This window comes from Snodgrassella alvi (assembly GCF_002777745.1).
In the GTDB taxonomy this organism is placed as follows: domain Bacteria; phylum Pseudomonadota; class Gammaproteobacteria; order Burkholderiales; family Neisseriaceae; genus Snodgrassella; species Snodgrassella alvi_D.
The window spans coordinates 65115-80902 of the sequence record NZ_MEIO01000053.1 but is presented as its reverse complement, the minus strand read 5'-3'; the positions used below and the strand labels follow the sequence as shown (position 1 = coordinate 80902).

18 protein-coding genes are annotated in these 15788 nt (G+C 45.7%); 1 reads left to right on the top strand and 17 read right to left on the bottom strand.

Annotated features, from left to right (window positions below; translation table 11 throughout):
* The first annotated feature begins 34 nt into the window (after positions 1-34).
* Positions 35-679: a 4'-phosphopantetheinyl transferase family protein gene (locus BHC51_RS07730; RefSeq protein WP_100123535.1), complete on the top strand. Its 645-nt coding sequence runs from the start codon at positions 35-37 to the stop codon at positions 677-679.
* Here the strand turns inward: BHC51_RS07730 and BHC51_RS07725 are convergent.
* The 17 genes from BHC51_RS07725 to BHC51_RS07645 are packed head-to-tail and all read right to left on the bottom strand — an operon-like array spanning position 663 to position 15306.
* Positions 663-1889 carry a beta-ketoacyl-ACP synthase gene (locus BHC51_RS07725; protein ID WP_100123536.1) on the bottom strand — a complete coding sequence of 409 codons (1227 nt, stop codon included), beginning with the start codon at positions 1887-1889 and terminating at the stop codon, positions 663-665. The genes BHC51_RS07730 and BHC51_RS07725 overlap by 17 nt on opposite strands.
* On the bottom strand, positions 1883-2617 hold the full coding sequence (fabG, locus tag BHC51_RS07720) for a 3-oxoacyl-ACP reductase FabG (RefSeq protein WP_100099407.1): 735 nt from the start codon (positions 2615-2617) through the stop codon (positions 1883-1885). Before fabG ends, BHC51_RS07725 begins: the two co-directional genes overlap by 7 nt.
* The gene (locus BHC51_RS07715; protein WP_100099408.1) at positions 2610-3080 is read right to left on the bottom strand and encodes an ApeP family dehydratase; all 471 of its coding nucleotides are present in this window, start codon (positions 3078-3080) and stop codon (positions 2610-2612) included. The genes fabG and BHC51_RS07715 overlap by 8 nt, the downstream gene beginning before the upstream one ends.
* Positions 3061-4281 carry a beta-ketoacyl-ACP synthase gene (locus BHC51_RS07710; RefSeq protein ID WP_100153723.1) on the bottom strand — a complete coding sequence of 407 codons (1221 nt, stop codon included), beginning with the start codon at positions 4279-4281 and terminating at the stop codon, positions 3061-3063. The genes BHC51_RS07715 and BHC51_RS07710 overlap by 20 nt, the downstream gene beginning before the upstream one ends.
* A complete protein-coding gene (locus BHC51_RS07705; protein ID WP_100136302.1) occupies positions 4274-4714 on the bottom strand; it encodes a hypothetical protein in 441 nt (146 codons plus the stop codon). Before BHC51_RS07705 ends, BHC51_RS07710 begins: the two co-directional genes overlap by 8 nt.
* A complete protein-coding gene (locus BHC51_RS07700; RefSeq protein ID WP_180296461.1) occupies positions 4708-5961 on the bottom strand; it encodes an NAD(P)/FAD-dependent oxidoreductase in 1254 nt (417 codons plus the stop codon). Before BHC51_RS07700 ends, BHC51_RS07705 begins: the two co-directional genes overlap by 7 nt.
* A complete protein-coding gene (locus BHC51_RS07695) occupies positions 5948-8311 on the bottom strand; it encodes an MMPL family transporter (RefSeq protein WP_218966396.1) in 2364 nt (787 codons plus the stop codon). Before BHC51_RS07695 ends, BHC51_RS07700 begins: the two co-directional genes overlap by 14 nt.
* Positions 8286-8888: an outer membrane lipoprotein carrier protein LolA gene (locus tag BHC51_RS07690; RefSeq protein ID WP_100123541.1), complete on the bottom strand. Its 603-nt coding sequence runs from the start codon at positions 8886-8888 to the stop codon at positions 8286-8288. Before BHC51_RS07690 ends, BHC51_RS07695 begins: the two co-directional genes overlap by 26 nt.
* Position 8889: 1 nt before the next feature.
* Complete coding sequence (locus BHC51_RS07685; protein WP_100099414.1) at positions 8890-9339, bottom strand: acyl-CoA thioesterase; 450 nt, start codon at positions 9337-9339, stop codon at positions 8890-8892.
* Positions 9323-10273 (bottom strand): LpxL/LpxP family acyltransferase, encoded by a 951-nt coding sequence (locus tag BHC51_RS07680; RefSeq protein ID WP_100123542.1) that lies wholly within the window; start codon positions 10271-10273, stop codon positions 9323-9325. The genes BHC51_RS07685 and BHC51_RS07680 overlap by 17 nt, the downstream gene beginning before the upstream one ends.
* Positions 10266-11006, bottom strand: coding sequence for a glycosyltransferase family 2 protein (locus BHC51_RS07675; protein WP_100123543.1), 741 nt, complete (start codon positions 11004-11006; stop codon positions 10266-10268). Before BHC51_RS07675 ends, BHC51_RS07680 begins: the two co-directional genes overlap by 8 nt.
* Positions 11003-12706 (bottom strand): AMP-binding protein, encoded by a 1704-nt coding sequence (locus tag BHC51_RS07670; RefSeq protein ID WP_100099417.1) that lies wholly within the window; start codon positions 12704-12706, stop codon positions 11003-11005. Before BHC51_RS07670 ends, BHC51_RS07675 begins: the two co-directional genes overlap by 4 nt.
* Positions 12707-12708: 2 nt before the next feature.
* A complete protein-coding gene (locus BHC51_RS07665; protein ID WP_100099418.1) occupies positions 12709-13257 on the bottom strand; it encodes a hypothetical protein in 549 nt (182 codons plus the stop codon).
* Entirely contained in the window at positions 13250-13507 is a 258-nt protein-coding gene (locus BHC51_RS07660; protein WP_100099419.1) for an acyl carrier protein, read from the bottom strand. The genes BHC51_RS07665 and BHC51_RS07660 overlap by 8 nt, the downstream gene beginning before the upstream one ends.
* 33 nt (positions 13508-13540) lie before the next feature.
* Entirely contained in the window at positions 13541-13798 is a 258-nt protein-coding gene (locus BHC51_RS07655; RefSeq protein ID WP_100099420.1) for a phosphopantetheine-binding protein, read from the bottom strand.
* Positions 13799-14569: a lysophospholipid acyltransferase family protein gene (locus tag BHC51_RS07650; RefSeq protein ID WP_100153750.1), complete on the bottom strand. Its 771-nt coding sequence runs from the start codon at positions 14567-14569 to the stop codon at positions 13799-13801.
* The gene (locus BHC51_RS07645; protein ID WP_100123544.1) at positions 14569-15306 is read right to left on the bottom strand and encodes a beta-ketoacyl synthase chain length factor; all 738 of its coding nucleotides are present in this window, start codon (positions 15304-15306) and stop codon (positions 14569-14571) included. Before BHC51_RS07645 ends, BHC51_RS07650 begins: the two co-directional genes overlap by 1 nt.
* Positions 15307-15788: the final 482 nt, after the last annotated feature.

Here is a 15788-nt window from a genome sequence, read left to right as displayed (position 1 = left end):
TCCTTACTCCTTTAATAAATAAAAAGTGTACTACATGATGAACCATGACTGCCTAATTCTGCTAGCTTCTGCTGATGTGTCCGGCCAGTACAGCAGTCTGAAACTGGATCAGGCAGATAAACAGCGTTTGCAACAATACCCACGATTAGCTCAGCGTATTGACTGGCAAAGCAGCCGTTTTTTAAAACAACAGCTTTCTGCTTCCTATAGCCGTTTTTCTCTGACTCATAAAAAAGGGTACGCCGGTTTGATTGCCTGCTCCTCTGTACAGCATATACCCGGTATTGATATGGAGTATGCACAGGAACGCGATTTTCTGGCACTGGCACAGCTTTGCTATTCTGATAATGAACAACAGTGGCTAGCACAGCAACCGGATTTATCCACCGCTTTTTACCAGTTATGGACGCTTAAAGAAGCGTTTATCAAAATCAGTCATGGCCAGTTAACTGACATGCGCCGCTGGTGTCTGATACCAACCGGATATGATGGAATCCATATTCCAGCTTTAAATTCTCCTGTGCAGGCCTATAGCTGTGTCATTGATGAGCACTGGCATATTAGTGTAGTTTACCCTGCTAGCTGCTCGGTATTAGCACAAAACTGTACTTATGGCTTTGGCCATTGGCATAACTATGCCTTTAACTGGCATCAGTGGCCGGTTAGCCCATCCGTTTAAATAAGAGAGAAGAATTTACGCCACCGAAAGCAAAATTATTGTTCATAACAAATTCAGTATCAATTGTACGTGTACTATTGACTATATAGTCCAGTTCGCCACAACGGTTATCGATCTGATTCAGATTCAGAGTAGGCGCAAACCAGCCTTCATTCATCATCTGAATCGAGAACCATGATTCCAGTGCACCACAGGCACCCAATGTATGTCCCAGATAACTTTTTTGCGAGCTTATCGGCACATAACCAAAAACATCCGCAGTTGCAAGAGTTTCAGCAATATCACCCTGTTCAGTTGCCGTACCATGACCATTAATGTATCCCACCTCAGCAGCCGGCAGATGAGCATCTTCAAGCGCCATCTGCATGCAACGGCGCATGGTAGTGCGTTCCGGACGAGTAATGTGTGAACCATCACTGGTACAGGCAAACCCAACTATCTCAGCATAAATTCTGGCTCCACGGGCTTTGGCCATTTCATATTCTTCCAGCACAAGAATACCTGCACCTTCACCAATAACCAACCCATCACGGCCGGCATCATAGGGGCATGGTGACAGTTCCGGCGTATCATTACGCAAACTAGTGGCAAACAGAGAATCAAATACAAAAGCTTCGGAAACACATAATTCTTCTCCTCCTCCTGCCAGCATCATATCAATCTTGCCATATTTGATTGCTTCATAGGCATACCCGATGGCTTGATTTCCAGAGGCACATGCACTGGATGTAGGAATTACCCGGCCGGTAAGACCAAAGAAAATTGACAGATTAGCAGCAGTAGTATGTGGCATTATGCGCACATAAGTATTGGCATTAAAATTCGCAGAACTGCCATTGAGAACAAGTTCACTGATATCACGAATATCCTGCGGGCTACCTGTAGATGAACCACATGCAACACCCATACGCCCATCTTTTATTGATTCTTCTCCGAGCAATCCTGCATCCGCCAGTGCGTCTTCTGCCGCCTGTGTACACATCTGGGCCACTTTCCCCATACTGCGCAACTGCTTGCGCGTCCAGTGAGCTGGCGGACGATAATCTGAAACCGGCGCAGCCAGTCTGGTATTCAGGTCTTTATACCGCTCCCAGCTATCCATGCAGACTACCTTATTTTTGTAAGCCAGCAGACCGTTTTTTACCGTCGGCCAGTCATGCCCCAGTGCACTGACACCGCTCATGCCTGTAATCACAACACGTCTCAACATAATCCTCCATTCACAGCCAATACCTGCCGGGTAATGTAAGCGGCCTGTTCCGATACCAGAAAAGCCACAGCATGGGCTACCTCTTCTGCCTGCCCCATTCGATTCATAGGGATAGCTTTAAGAATTTCGGCAACAGGTACATGCTCATCAATCATTTCTGTTTCAATCAGCCCGGGTGCCACGCAATTAACAGTAATCTTACGTCTGGCCAGTTCTACTGCCAGTGCTTTGGCAGCACCAATCAGGCCAGCTTTGGAAGCACTGTAGTTTACCTGTCCCCGATTACCGGTTATCCCCGAAACAGAAGCAACACAAACAATCCGCCCTGCTTTGCGCCGGCGTATCATCGGCATCATCAGTGGGTGCAGAACATTAAAAAAACCATCCAGATTCGTACCCAATACCTGATCCCAGTCTTCATTACTTAGCGCAGGAAAAGCATTATCGCGAGTAATACCGGCATTCAATACCACACCATAATAAGCACCATGCTGCTCTATATCAGCCAGCAGAGTTTCCTGACATGCCTGCCGGTCACTGATATCAAAAGTCAGTATGCGGCTACGACCACCAAATGTGGCAATGTCTGCCGCCACTTTTTCAGCCTCAGCACGCTGGCTGCGACAGTGCAACACAATATCCCAGCCTGCCCGCGCCAGAGTCAGTGCTATGGCTTTACCAATACCGCGGGCAGAACCGGTAACCAAAATGGTTTTATCGTTATTCATCATCATGCGTTAATATGTTCTCAGTAGGGCTGTATACATTAAGTGCTGCTTCTGCAAGCAACTGATCTGGTTCTTTGTTTTCATCACACAGCCATAACTGGCTATCAAAAACGCCAAAGCCATTGGTATCCTGTAAAGATGCTTGAATCTTAATCTGCAATACAGCCGGCACCGGTAGTGTAGAAAAATAAAGCTGTAATTTTCTTGTCCCCAGCAAGAAACCCAGCCGCACCGGTTCACCAGCATCATGAGCTATCGCTCCAGCCCATGCTGCAACGCCCTGAGCCATGATTTCCATGGCAGCCCAAGAAGGTAAGTAACCATCGGTAACCAGTATCTGCTGTGGTTTTACACAAGCATATGCTGTCAAACTTTGCTCATCGTAAGCAGCAATTTCATCTAATAGCACCATCTTGCCACTATGTGGCAGCAAGGCGGCTACATCATAAATCGGGGTTTGCATCATTACTCCCCATAATCAATGCCGCGTTATTACCACCAAAGGCAAATGAAGTGCTTAAGGCTATGCGCGGACTGTCGGCAACAAATGTTTCCTGAAAACCAGTCAGATGAATAAGTGCTAATTCCGGATCGAGAAGTGCATTAGCCCGGTGCGGGGGTAACTCACCAGCAGGATTGGTTTGCTGACTGATAACCATCCATAAAAAAGCTGCTTCAAGGGCGCCGGCAGCACCAAGTGTATGGCCGGTTAGTGCCTTGGTTGAAGCACAGGAAACTTCTGCACCCAATTCACTGTGAATAGCCAGTGCTTCCATAGCATCATTCTGAATAGTACCGGTACCGTGCAGATTAACCCAGCCCACGGCACTGGCCGGCAACTGTGCTTTGTGTAAGGCCTGCTGAATCACTTTTCTGGCGCCCGCAGCATCAGGTCGCGGGCTGGACATATGATAGGCATCACTGCTGGAGCCATAGCCCAATAATGGCAAACCTTTAGTCGGATCTCGGGTCATCACGAATACAGCGGCCGCCTCACCGATATTTATGCCATTACGTTCGGCTGTAAATGGCTGGCACTGCCCGGGTGATAACACTTGTAATGCATGGAAACCATTAATAGTTAGCGCTGACAGCGTATCTACCCCGCCACAAATTACCGCATCACACATACCCATGCGCAGTAAACGGGCTGCACTGATTAATGCCCGTGCACCAGAAGTACAGGCAGTTGAGATACCATAATGTACATTGCTTAGCTGATATACATGAGCAACAAAATCTGCCGGTGAAGACATTAACTGCAAAGCCTGATTGTAACCACTGTTCGCCCAATCCTGCCGGATAAAACCGTGTTCAAGCGCAGCTCGGTTCTCATCACCACCTGTTGTTGATGTCCCCAGCACCACAGCGACACGGTCGGCACCATATTCGGCAATTGCAGTCTGGATATCGTCCTCAATCTGAAAAAGTGCATGCCACAACAACTGATTATTGCGGCTACAGAAATCAGGCTTTAAATCAGCCGGTAAAGGTCGCAGAGGAGACTGCACTCTACCAAATAAATACGATTGACCGCTTACCCAGTAATCGCTACTGGTAAGATAGTTGCCTTCCTTCGCCAACAGCGCACTCATATGCTCATGCACACCACAGCCCAGCGCGCTGACCATTGCCGGACGGCTTAAAAAAACCGGCTTAATCATTAGCCATCTCCCTGATTTGCCAATGCTGTTTATGCCAGCTGATATCAGCACCAGCACCATCGGCACTGGGAGAAATTCTGACATCATTCAACGTAGCGGGTACAGGCCAGTGATGCTGATGGCCAAGATAAGCATAAACAGCAGTAAATAATTGCCGCGCTTTGGGGTTGGGTGGCAGAAAACCATCGTTATGCCACTTACCTTGTTGCAGAGTCTGTCTGGATACTGGCGCCCCCAGACTATTTACCTGCACAAAGCGCCATTGTTGTGCTGTTAGCTGCTCAATTAACAGCAGACTGTTACTTCCATCTGCATCAGTTACCTGTAAACTTAGCGTTTGCTTTAATACTGGTAAGGAGTCAATTACGGGAACACTATGGCACCCATGCAAACCAAACATTAAAATCAGCCAGAAAAAAACAATCTTTAGCATATCTTGGCCTGACCACATATTTCTGCCAGCACCGCCAGACGGCGTTCCGAATTGATCACATATGGATTGGTTTCATCCCACGCATAGCCGGCGAGAATGGAGCTAATCATGCGCCTGATTTCAGGATTAACCTGTTCAGCATAGATTACATCCTGAAAAGCAGTACTGTACCAGCCATTGACATAGGTTTTAAATGCATTGACACCCACCTGTAATGCATCAGCATAATCTTGCTGCCAGTTTACTGCTTCTCCTGAAAGCTGCCGGTGCAGTACATCTGTAGCCAGTTTGGCCGAATGCATAGCAATGGTCACCCCGGAAGAAAAAACCGGATCGAGAAACTCAGAAGCATTCCCCAGCAAGGCAAAACGCTGCCCATACAGAGTTTTAACATTGGCAGAGTAATTGCGCAAAGTCCGAAACGGTACATCATTATGCCATTGTGCATTAACCAGAATGCGTTTCAGCATCGGCACTTCACTAACAAATTTTCGCAAAATTGCCTCTGCACCTTCAGCACCATGATTATTCAGACGTTCAGGCAAACCCACCACACCAATGGAAGTACGGTTATTACTGAACGGAATAAACCAGATCCATACATCGCGTAGATCAGGATGGGTACATATCAGAATCTTATTGCGGTCAAAGGTTGTATCAGTGACGTTGTCATCGATATGAGTAAAATAAGCCATGCGCTCTGGTAATGAAGACGGCTGTTCCAGATTCAGCAATTTTGCCAGTACCCGCCCATAGCCACTGGCATCCAGTACGAATTGCGCCTGAATCTGATAAGGCATACCCTGTGTATCTGTTACCGACAGCACAGCCACATCCTGCTCAAATTCAATACCATTCACACTATGCTCAAAACGAACCTCCGCCCCCTGCTTTTGCGCTTCACTGATAAGAATATGGTCGAAACGGGTACGCGTTACCTGAAAAGTTGTGCCCGGACCTGATGAAAATTTATCCGTAAAATCTATAGTGGTATAGCGATCACCCCAACTGAATGCAGCGCCATTCTTAAACTGGAAACCATCCTTGACACCAGCATTCACAGCTTCCAGCATTCCTGCTTCGGCAATAAATTCCATACAGTGTGGCAACAGGCTTTCACCAATCACAAAACGGGGAAAAGCCTGCTTTTCCAATACACAAACACGATAACCTTTTTTATTCAATAAAGCACTGGCAATCGCCCCTGCCGGCCCGGCTCCAATAATCACCACATCAAACTGATTCATCACAACCCCTTGTTGATGCTCTGGGCAGCAAAGCCAGAGCCAGTATCATGCTAAAAAATACGCCAAAAGCAACACTGCGACCAAAACTGGCAATAGCCGGTGTCGCACTGAAACCAAGAATGGCAAACGAAATCATTGTGGTAGTTGCGGCTAACAACACACCGGCGAGACGTTCAGCAACAGCCATCTGTTTGATTGACACATAAATGGCATAATCCATACCAATAGCAGTTACCAGAAACAGACCAAAAATCGCAAACAAAGATAACGACCAGCCTGCATAAGCAAATATCGCCAGACAAAACAATGAAGACAGAATAGGTACAGCCAAAAGCAGCACGCCCTTACGCCAGCCAAAAATATAAGCCAGTAACACAATAGCCAGCAGATAAGAGGCCACTTTCAGCGCGATGGCCTGATTACGAGTATGCGTAAATAACTGATTTAATGAATATAAATTATTGACAAAATAAATACCGTTATTTTCATCAGCCAGCTTTTGCAAGGCAGAAACATGGTTTACTCCTGACAAACTGACAATAGCAGCAACCTGCCCATTGGCCATTTTGCCCAAATATAAATCTTGCCAAGCAGTAGCCAGATCATTATCCAGACTCTGGGAAATAGTTTGCAGTGGCTGCTGCTGTAAACCGGACAAATAATCCAGAATATTGCGCTCATCTATACCCAGGCGGATTAAATCCTGCCAGCTTTCAGTATTAGTCATTAACCGACCTACATCCTGCTGGCGTTGTTCTTGTACCCTAAGCGGCGTAATCCACTGATCCAGAGACTGAAAACCGGATAATTGCTTTTGTGCAATCTCGGTCTGTAACGATTGTCCCAGAGCATGACTTTTGGCTAACAATTCATCGTCATTATCTGCCTGTAGCACAAAATATTGTCCCGACGGCATAGTTTGGGTAAGTACACCAATTTTCTGTGCCTGTGCCATCCATTCTGGCGACAGATTCACCCACTGACGGATATCATCATGGGTATCCAACCGCAGCAGACCACCGGCCAGCAGCAATAACACCAACAATGGCAGCCATTTTTTCTGTATTATTATCTCACGACAACTGATTATCATACTGCCCAGAGTAAGCATGACATACAAAGCCCGTGGATGAATACGTGCCTGAGTAGTGTTAAAAAGTACAGGTAAACACAGCAAACTGAATAGAAATGCGCTAATCAGCGCAGCAGCAGAAAATATCGCCGTTTGTTGCAATATCGGCAGTGGCGTAATCAGTAAAGCTGCATATCCCAGTAATGTAATAATCAGACTCAACAAAAAAGCCTTACTGGCCATATGTAAAGCTTGCCAACGCTGCCATTGTTGCTGAATCACACCGCTGGCCAGCCAGTGCAGAGGGAAATCCAGTAATACACCCATCAGACTGGTTCCGACCACCAATGTCAAAATATGAATATGTCCGAATAAGGTCACAGTTGCCGCAATGCCAAACAAAATACCCACAGCCAGAGGTAGCAGTAAATACAAAATACGCAGACTACGGAAAAGTAACAACAACAACAGAAAAGTCAAACCCATGCCCAGCGTACTCATATACTGGCTTTCCCGTTCACCGGTGGCTTTATTTTCTGCAGCAAATATAGCGCCACCTGCCATCAGCACCTGCACATTTTGCTGTACTAAAGAAGCCTGCGTATCATGAATCAAAGTAAGCAGGCCATCAGGTATATTAATCAGACCGGCTTTTTCCGGTAAACGCGCCCGTAACAAAATCCATGTTGTAGTATCATCATCAATATTCAGCCAGCCAGTCTGGACATTATAAAAAACTGGCCTATCCTGACTGGCCTGATGCATGATGATGTTGCCCAGCCCCAGCCAGTCCTGTTCAATAGGCAATACACTACGTTCAGCAAAAGGATTAACCAAAGCCTGTGCCTGTCTGGTAAAAGCTTCTCTGGGCTGATTCATGATATTGCGCCAGCTGTCTTCTGATATCACTGCCAGACGCAGACGCTGCATATTGGCCTGCAATGCCGTCACATCGGGCTCAATTTTGCCAGTAACAGACTCAAATATACCAGTATCATGCCATTTTTTCTGAAGTGTCTGTGCCGCTGCCATTGCTTTATCAGGCGAATCACTGCCCACTAATAGCACAATGTCACGGTTCATGCGCTGATTCATGCGCATTTTAGCTAGCTGCTGTGCCTGTATGCTTTGCCCATCTGCCGGTAACAAGCTGGTTAAATCAGTGTCCAGACGATTCCGTTGTAACCAACTGCACAATAATGCAGCTGCTACGCAAACAATCAGCAGCAAATACAGCCATGCCCAAATACGTTTACGGTAAAACGGCATTTTGTTCAAACTTGCTCAGAGTTGCATTCACCTTCAGAGCAGAAAATGTAATCTCTGTACGATCGCCCTGCACTTCAGACAGCGTGATTTTTTTTACAACACCATCACCCAAAATATCGATGCTGGTAAAAATCTGTTTCATCAATACACTTTTCGGTTGTAAATGCAATTGCCAGTTCTGCGCAGTACCTTCTAATTGCAGGGTAAACTGGCTTTGTAAACCACCCGTTTGCCCGGCGAGTAGATCCAGAAACAGCTTCACCTGATTTTTTTGCGCACTGGCCGACTGCTTGCTGACTATCCATTGATTATTCGCAGTAAGCTGCTCAATACCAGATTTACGCACCCGCATAGTATCGGCAAAAGGTTTTTTCATCTGCCATAACAAACCGGCTTTTGGTACCAGCACAAATTGTCCCTGCGCTACAATCGGCTTGCCGGTACCGCGCAGATAACGTTGCTGGGTGAAATCGCCCTTAATACTTTGCGGTTGTTGCAACTGATTTTGTAAATCAGTTAAATCAAATGCCCATAAAATACCGCTTAGCAGCCAGCACCAGCACACCAATAAACATTTTTTCAACATATTAAATTTCCCCTTTCAAGCCATTCTGCATAGCGTGTCTGACTGCCTGTAACCAGCTATCCGGTGTCTGAAACTGGGTTTCCCGCGTGACCATACACACGGCCACTTGCATACTGGAAGCTTTGGTCAGTTTTTCACCGCTGATACAATCACTGATCACATAATCAAATTTCAGGCAGCTTTCATATTCTTTTAAAATAACTTCAATGCGGATTTTTTGTCCGAAAATAGCTGGCCGCACATACTTTAGCTGCAATTGCACAATCGGCCAGCCATAACCATTGGCTTTCATGACATTATAATCATAGCCGATAGCACTTAAAAAAGCACAGCGCGCCACTTCCAGATATTTGACATAGTGTCCATGCCAGACAATATCCATTGAATCAACATCAAAGAAAGGTACTTCCAGCACCGTACTGTGACGCAACTGCTTATGCTGTCCTGTCATCCTGATTCCAAAAATCGAAAAAATTAAACCACTGTCTTGGCGCCTTCATGCAATAAGCACCCAACAATTGCGCATACTGTCTGACATACCGCTCAATACACTGTTCCCGATGCTGCCGTTGCCAGCTAACACTGGCAGCAAAACGCTGTAAGTACAAATGGTATTTACCCTGCTGCCTGATACAAAACAGCGTATTAACTGGAACTTTCAACAATCCTGCCAATAACCAAGGTCCCTGCGGCCAGCGTGCCATCTGCTGCAAAAACGGTACGGCCACAGTTTTTTCACCGCGTACCGGTACCCGGTCAGCAGCAATAGCCAGCCACTCACCACGCTGCACGCGCTCATTTAACTCCATCATCATTTTTGCATCCAGCGATGTCACCTGAATCAGACGAATCCGACAAGCGCCGGCATCTTGTAATGCCTGATTGAATTTCACTGCATGACCGCTGTGAATCAATACATTTAGCACCAGATTCTGGTGCTTTCTGACCAGAGCACGGCAAATTTCCGTATTCCCCAGATGCGAACAAACAAATATCTGTCCAGTCGTCCCTGCAACCGGCTGTTCAATATCCTGAGAAAGATTATCTGAGTCATGAATAATTAAGTCTTCATAACTGATACGCCCCTGCCAGACTGCAAAGCGATCTACAATAGCCTGAGCAAAAGCATAAAACTGCCGGAAAACCGAACCTTTTCTGGCTAAAGCTGGTGCCAGTTCAGCACAGTTTTGTGCGAGTAAATGCTGATAGCGAGCCACATTACGGCGTGCCGCCGCCGCAGTCAGATAAAAATACGCTACTACCAGACAAACTATCGGCGACAAAATCCAGTGCGGACAGTACTTAACCAGATAGCGAGTCAGCAACAAAGCCGTGTTACTGCCACGTTCCTGCTGGTTTGCCCAATGACGGCTGGATTTAGTCATGTATTTTCCTTTGCCAGCGGCGCCACAACAGGCCGGGTACATGCCATAACATACTGAAAAATAAACGCGCATGCATTCTGGAAATCAGGATATTGTCTTGCCAGACACGAAAATGTGAAACACCGTCAGATGCATAAGTCACCGGCGTATCAATCCAGACAAAAACACAACCGCGCCGATGCAGGTGTACCAGAATCTCAGCATCAAAATCCATGTAATTGCCAATATATTCACTGTTAATCACATCAACAGTCGGTGCAAGTGGATAAATACGGAATCCGCACATACCATCCTTGATATCCAGCGATAGAGTATTCACTGCTAACCAGAAATTAGTAATCTTGCGTCCATAAAGCCGTGCTTTGGGTGTGTCCGTACCATATACCGGCTGGCCACAAATTACAGCCTGCGGCTGTGTCATGGCTGCTGCCACCAGTTTTTGTGTATCTGCCAGACAATGCTGCGCATCTGCATCTACCTGCAATACATGGGTATAGCCATGCAGGGCAGCATACTTTATCCCGTCCTTTACCGCTGAACCCTTGCCTCCATTCTGGGCACGATATATCACCTCAATATCAGGCTGTGACAATTGTTGTAGTGCCGTTATCGCCGAATCATCAGAACCATCATCCACAATCAGGCAGTCTATCCCGAAAGCCTGTATTGCCTGTGCCACCTTACCTACAGTATGCACATGGTTGTAATGCGGAATCACTGCCAGCAATTTCATAACGCATTACTCTCGCTATTGGGAATCACCAGCCGGCCAGAAGTAATTTTTTTATTATGCATTGTGCACTGAAAAGATATTTTCCGGCGCACACAATCACGTTTAAACACCATTTCCACCACATCTGCAGGCCGCAGAAAATGCTGGAATTTTAGATTTTCCATCTGTAATGGCATCTGGACTAACCATGAACACTGTTGCAGCAACTCTATAATCCATTTAATCTGGATTACACCCGGTACCAGATGAAATACATCGAAATGGCCTCTGAAATACACGAGATCAAGCGGAACCTGTATGCGTAGCCAGTATTCATTAGCCGAAATAAATTTACTTTCCAAAACGATGGGTTGAGTAACAGGCTGTAAAATAGCCTGCTGTACATCAGCCGGATTCAGCTTACTTTGAGCATTGCGAGGTAAAGCAGTTGTAAATCGCCAGTGGCGAGGCAGTGCAATTCTTTCCTGACTTCCAGCCAGACATTCTTTCAACTCAAGGATCAGCTGTTTGCGCCCCTGCTCACGCCATGCCTGAATACCGGCATCATTCAAAGCCACCCACGCGGCCAAATGACTGCCCTCAGGATGCTTCAAAATGTGAATATCAGCCACCCACTCATGTGCCATGAGCTTATTTTCCAGTTGCATCAGGGAAATGCGCTTATCAGCCAGCTTAATGATACGATCCAGCCGTCCCAATAGTTCGAAACCATTTTCATATTCGACTATTGCATCAGCCAGAGTCTGCTCCGTCGTACAGCGCGGAGACTGAATAGCCAAACCAGTTTCATCAACTCTATGTCTGACATCCTGAAAAAACTGCCAGTAAGACTGATCCCTTCGATAGGCTATTGCCCCTGTTTCTGTACTGCCGTAAATTTCCACCACATTGGGACAAATATGCTCAAGTAGAAAAGCCTTACTGGTTTGTGCCAGCACCCCGCCAGCAGAAATAACTGCAACAACATGTCCCTGAGCCAAAGACACATCATGGGACAACCGCAAGGTATGCAGCAAAGTTGGACTACTAATCCAAATAACATTTCTGAAAGTCTGACTGGTTACCAGCAACACTTCAGGAAAAAGCAAACGCTGCCGGTAAATAGGCAAGCCCAGATACAGGCTGAGCATAATACGAAAGCACAAGCCATACATGTGCTGCACACTGACACTGCCCAGCACAACCGGCCGATCTTTAAGCATTGAGTCCGGTAGCATTGTGGCCAATATCTGTGCTTCAAGACATAACCCGTGCCAATCCTTATTAATCTGTTTAGCCGCACCAGTAGAACCAGACGTTTGCAGGACAACAGCAATATTATTTACACAATTACAATCTGCTGCTGCATAGCCAAGTGCAGCCCACTCAGATACTGACAGTGCGGGTATGGCAAGCTTATTAGTAATCTCATCAGCCAGATAAATATCTACAGTCTGTTCCAGCCAGTAGCAGTTGTCATCAGACAGACTAGCTGGCAGATAAACATCAACACCAGCCTGCACACAGGCCAGCAAAGCAATAGCAAAATTAGCCGCATCATCAAAATACAAGCCAGCACGCCTCACTGACTTGTCGGATAGATACAGACTTAATGCAGCTATTTGTTGCATAGCCTGCTGCCAGCTCAGATTATCTGCGCCAGTAGCAAATAAATCCTTACTGTGGATACGTTCAGTCCAGAATTGCTCTGCCATCATCATATTTACATTTTTAATCTTAGCCGCCGGTACAGAAATTCTCCGCCAAACAGTATTCCCATCAGCAGATAAGAAATCACACCGGTATAAACAGTCCAGGCGTACCAGTACTTGCCCAGAATCAAGCCTGTAGTAAGCAGAATGTTCATACAGAAAAAACCACACCAAATCTGGGTAACCCGCCTCGTATAATGTACTCCGGTCTCAGGCAAGTCTGGATGTTGTAAACGGGCAAGGCGTTCAATGATTGATTGCCTGCTGAACAAACTGGCACCAAACACCAGCAGCATCAACATATTCATCATCACCGGATACCAGTACATGGCAGTAGCAGAATGCCACCAGGCCAGCAGCACAAACAGAAGCATAACAGCACACGAAAATATCTTCTGTAATGGCTTTTTATTAAACCAAGCCCGTAACAGCCAGATAATGGCCATCAGCACAGCAACCGGAATAGCTCCCGTATATTTCTGGCCAAAATACCAGATAAACGGATACAGAATACTAACCAGCACAAGTACTGCATTGATAGCCGTATATAGCTTAGGCATTGTCGGCCTGTCTGGCCTTATTCATGACAGCCTGAATCACATCAGCTACCGTACGCACGCTGCGGAAATCTTCTGCTTGTAATTTGTGCCCGGTCTGGCGTTTGATGTAATCAATCAAATCAATGGCATCAATGCTGTCAATCTCTAAATCCGTGAATAAATCAGCTTCAGGCTTAATTCGCTCAGGTGCAATTTCAAACAGATTTTCCAATGCGTTTGCCAGAATGGCATAAATTTCCTGTTCAGTCATATGCCGGTTTTCCCTTTAAATAAAAACAGGTTATCAGTGTTTACTTTGAATATAGCTGGCTAATGAATTGACACTGAAAAAATGCTCACGCAGCTTACTGCTGTCGTTTTCCATTTGCAGTCCAAAATTTTTCTGGATCGCCAGTCCTAATTCAAGAGCATCTACAGAATCCAGCCCGAGGCCGTCATCACCAAATAAAGCCATATCATCACCGATATCATCTACCGTGATGTCTTCCAGCCCCAAACTATCAATAATCAATTCTTTAATCTGAATAACTAAATCACTCATTCACAACTTTCTTTTATTACATTCCTGCTGGAAATATTCCTGCAACTGCTGATTAAGTTTTCTTGCCGCTATGGGCAAAGGTTTGTGTTGTAACCACTGTTGTGGATCAATATCATCACCAACATAAAAATCATAATGAATTTTCTGTTTCGGTACCTGATACCAAGGTTGGTGCTTTTTCAGTGCCGGCGGATTCATCACAATCACCACAGGGGTGATCACACGAGCACTGCGCAGCCCAATAGACACAGCGCCACGATTAAAACTGATTTTGTTATCCCATCCGGTACGCGTGCCCTCAGGAAAAATCAGCAGGCTTTGCCCACTGCGCAACACTGCATCAGCATCCTCAATAACTTGCAGTGATTCATCATTCGGTAAAAATCCACAGGCAAGTATCGGGCTTTTCATTACCGGGTTATGCAACAGATCCTTTTTAACAATACAATTAAGCGTAGGTACTTTAGCCAGCATAAACACCACATCCAGCAAGGACGGATGATTGACCAGAATCAGCTGACCGGGCTGCCCGAGACGCTCAAAACCATGATAGCGGACAGAAATAACACCGGTGAAACGCAGATAAAAGATAAACCCCGCCCAGATACGTGCAACAAACCGCCGCGCCCGTATATGACTGGATGTATTGTTCCTTGCCAATGGCAAGGTATAAGGCAACAGAATGACTTTAAACAACAGCCCGAATACACCAAAAATCACAAAACCCAGTGCCGTTGCACACCAGCGCCACACCCAATTACACCAGCCCATCAGCCAATCTGCCACTGCCAGACTCCTTGCTCAGCAGGCTGCCTGCGCACAGGTTGCGCTGTTATCTGCTGTACAATCCACTCCAGCGTGCTGCTGTAATAATTCGGCGCGCCAGCAAGTGGTTTATCTGTAGCCTCTGCCATCATCGGACTGTATGTCAGACTTGTCTGTTCACCTGCGGTGAGGATTAACCCCAACGCCAGAGGAAATGGCGCACGCACCGCAGCCACGTTATATTCAGCCGCCAGCGGTTCTTCCACCACCACCAACAACACCTGCGATGCGCCCTCTTCCAGCAAGCCCACTGCCTCAGCTACACCCACCTCCAGACCGTTATATCGTGCACTTAAAGCTATACATTCACTCATATCTGCGCGCATCAGCGACCACTGGCCGACAATAGCATTATGCACAGACAAAGCAAATGAAGTCGGTGACAACTCTTCTTGCTTTATCAGGCTTTGCCACAATTGAAAACTGCGGTTAATTTCACCATCATGAGACACAAAAACCACCGGACAGGATATATTCTCGGGCAACAGCGACCATGATGCTGCAAACATCAAACGAGCAGCCGAACTTAAACGACGCCTTTTCATGGCAGGTAAAAAAGATACATCAACATCTCTGGCTACTAAACCACTGATGCTCCTCCCTTGTGCCACCCACTGCTGCCAGTCTGCTAACGTCTGGTGGAAAGGACTAACCGCACGCCATGCAGATATTGCAAACTTCATATATCTGTATAAAACCCAATAAACTTAACATTATATGTAAATTTACAACATGAAACAATTAAATTATTTTTTTACAAGTTAATATAATTACATTTAAATTAATATATTTAATATATACAATTAAAAAAATGCTACCACATTTAAAATACAATTAATATCAACAATATACAATATCACCACATACAGCAATAACCATTATACATATACTAAAATTAATAAAATTTAATTATTTAACTATACATAACTTATATATTCATGACTGTAACAGACTACAATTCCCTGATTTATGTACTATTCACCTGTAGTGTAATAAGTAAGGAACCGTTTTTGTGGGGGAATTATTAACTTCTCACTGAATAAGCACTGAGCACATTACATCATGTATCACATAGCGCAGTACCATCATTTTCGTCTGTACAAATACCAGCAACCACACTGGCAATAATCGCCTACATTCATGCAATCTTATTATTATAATCATC